The sequence below is a fragment of the Trichococcus sp. genome, from assembly GCF_049589555.1.
GTDB lineage: Bacteria > Bacillota > Bacilli > Lactobacillales > Aerococcaceae > Trichococcus.
Map to the genome: position 1 here is coordinate 1 of NZ_JBAWAZ010000339.1, position 2,166 is coordinate 2,166.

A 2,166-nucleotide genomic window follows, 5' to 3' on the forward strand; every position below is an offset into this window, starting at 1 on the left:
TGATCTCCATCCGGTAGTGGATGCCGTTTATCCGGCAGAGGAGTTCAGGGAGGCATTCCAACGGCTGGAAAATGCCGAACAGACGGGGAAAATCGCCTTGCAGATCGGTTGAATTGCAACAAAACGGACAAAATAATTCCGGCGGGTAAGCAGCACTTCCTCAAAACGCTATGCTATACTATTTTAGAAGTCGAGCGTACTATTTGAGGAGGATTTCCGTGAATATCAGTGAGTTGTTGTTCATCGCATCGATGATCACTTTAATCGTAGGATTTGTGGGTGTGGTGATGATCATTGTGTTGGGTCTGATGGATTTGATGCATATCCAATTGCGTGTCCAGGTAGACAGGAAAAAATACATCCGTAACATCATCATCCTGTTGGTGGTCGGAGGTTTGTTGAGTACGGCCTACCTCATGATGAAATAAACAGCCGTTCATTAAATGCTTGCATTGCGCCCGCATTGCTTGTATAATCGGCTAGAAATCTATTTAAAGTAAGCTGAAAAGAATATCCAAAGTGAACTGCAGTCAAAGTGCTTTTCCTCCCGCTTGAACGAAGGGGAGGAGTGGGCGCTTTTTTTGTACGCTGAAACAACCAAGAAAGGACGACAATGAATGATTACAAATGAATTTGATACCATCGCCGCCATTTCGACGCCGCCTGGAGAAGGGGCCATCGGAATCGTACGTTTGAGCGGAGATCAAGCAATCCAGATAGCCGATGCCTTATACCGATCCGGTACGAAGCACTTGGTCGATGTCGCCACACACACCATCAATTACGGTCACCTTTATGATCCGCGCACAGGCGACATGATCGACGAGGTCATGGTGTCCGTCATGCATGGACCGAAGACGTTCACCCGCGAAGATGTCGTGGAAATCAACTGCCATGGCGGTGTCGTGAGCGTCAACCGGATTCTGCAGACAATTCTCCAGAACGGCGCCCGTATGGCGGAGCCCGGGGAATTTACGAAGCGCGCCTTCCTGAACGGCCGGATCGATTTGTCGCAGGCCGAAGCGGTCATGGACTTAATCCGTGCCAAAACGGATCGTGCCATGAATGTGGCCCTACATCAGTTGGACGGCAAATTGTCCGGTATGATCCGGGATATCCGTCAGATTATCCTGAACACATTGGCTGAAGTCGAAGTGAATATCGACTACCCGGAATACGATGACGTCGAGGAAGTGACGACGAAGCTGTTGAAGGAACGTACCATTGAAGTGCGCGGACACATCCAGCACTTGTTGGATACCGCCAAGCAAGGAAAAATCCTGCGCGAAGGTTTACAGACAGCCATCATCGGACGCCCGAACGTAGGGAAATCCAGTTTGCTGAACCGCCTGTTGCGCGAAGAGAAAGCCATCGTGACCGACATCGCCGGCACAACCCGCGATACGATCGAGGAATACGTAAACGTCAGAGGCGTTCCCTTGAAGCTGATTGACACTGCGGGCATCCGTGAAACGGATGACGTCGTGGAAAAAATCGGCGTCGAACGCAGCCGGAAAGCTTTGGCTGAAGCCGATCTGATTCTGTTGCTGATCAACCAGAACGAAGGGCTGACGGAAGAGGACAAGCAGCTTCTGGAAGATACGAAGGACATGAACCGCATTATCCTGATGAACAAAATGGATCTGGAAGCGAACATGACGACAGCTGATCTGGAGCCTTGGAGCGATCCTGAAAGAGTCATCGAAACATCGATGCTGAGTGAAAGTGGATTGGATCAACTGGAAAAACAGATCACGAAGATGTTCTTCTCCGGGGAAACCGGCGAGAAGGATGCGACCTATGTATCCAACGTCCGCCATATCGCATTGCTGAATGATGCGATGGATTCGCTGGATGAAGTGCTGAGCGGCATCGAATCGGGTATGCCGATCGACCTCGTCCAGATCGACTTTACTCGTTGCTGGGACCTCCTCGGAGAAATCACCGGTGACAGCGTCCAAGACGAACTCCTCACCCAACTCTTCACACAGTTCTGCTTAGGGAAATAACAGGATACGATGAATCCCGGGTAGAAATCGAGCACTAAGAGGCTCACCACAAAGCGGACGCTTTTTGTCCGTGTGTGGTGAGCAACTTAGGCGGAGAGTTCTGGGATTCAGAGTTCAACTAAAAGGTTAGGAACAAATAGATAGCATAAATGAAAGG

The 2,166-nt window shown here is 50.0% G+C and carries 3 protein-coding genes; all 3 read left to right on the forward strand.

The window, feature by feature from the left end; all coding sequences use genetic code 11:
- The first annotated feature begins 16 nt into the window (after window positions 1-16).
- The 3 genes from WBV27_RS11710 (at window position 17) to mnmE (ending at window position 2,009) form a co-directional block, all read left to right on the forward strand.
- Entirely contained in the window at window positions 17-112 is a 96-nt protein-coding gene (locus WBV27_RS11710; RefSeq protein ID WP_424199812.1) for a hypothetical protein, read from the forward strand.
- Between the two features lie 106 nt (window positions 113-218).
- Entirely contained in the window at window positions 219-428 is a 210-nt protein-coding gene (locus tag WBV27_RS11715; protein ID WP_424202270.1) for a hypothetical protein, read from the forward strand.
- A gap of 189 nt (window positions 429-617) precedes the next feature.
- Window positions 618-2,009 (forward strand): tRNA uridine-5-carboxymethylaminomethyl(34) synthesis GTPase MnmE, encoded by a 1,392-nt coding sequence (mnmE, locus tag WBV27_RS11720; protein WP_424202272.1) that lies wholly within the window; start codon window positions 618-620, stop codon window positions 2,007-2,009.
- Window positions 2,010-2,166: the final 157 nt, after the last annotated feature.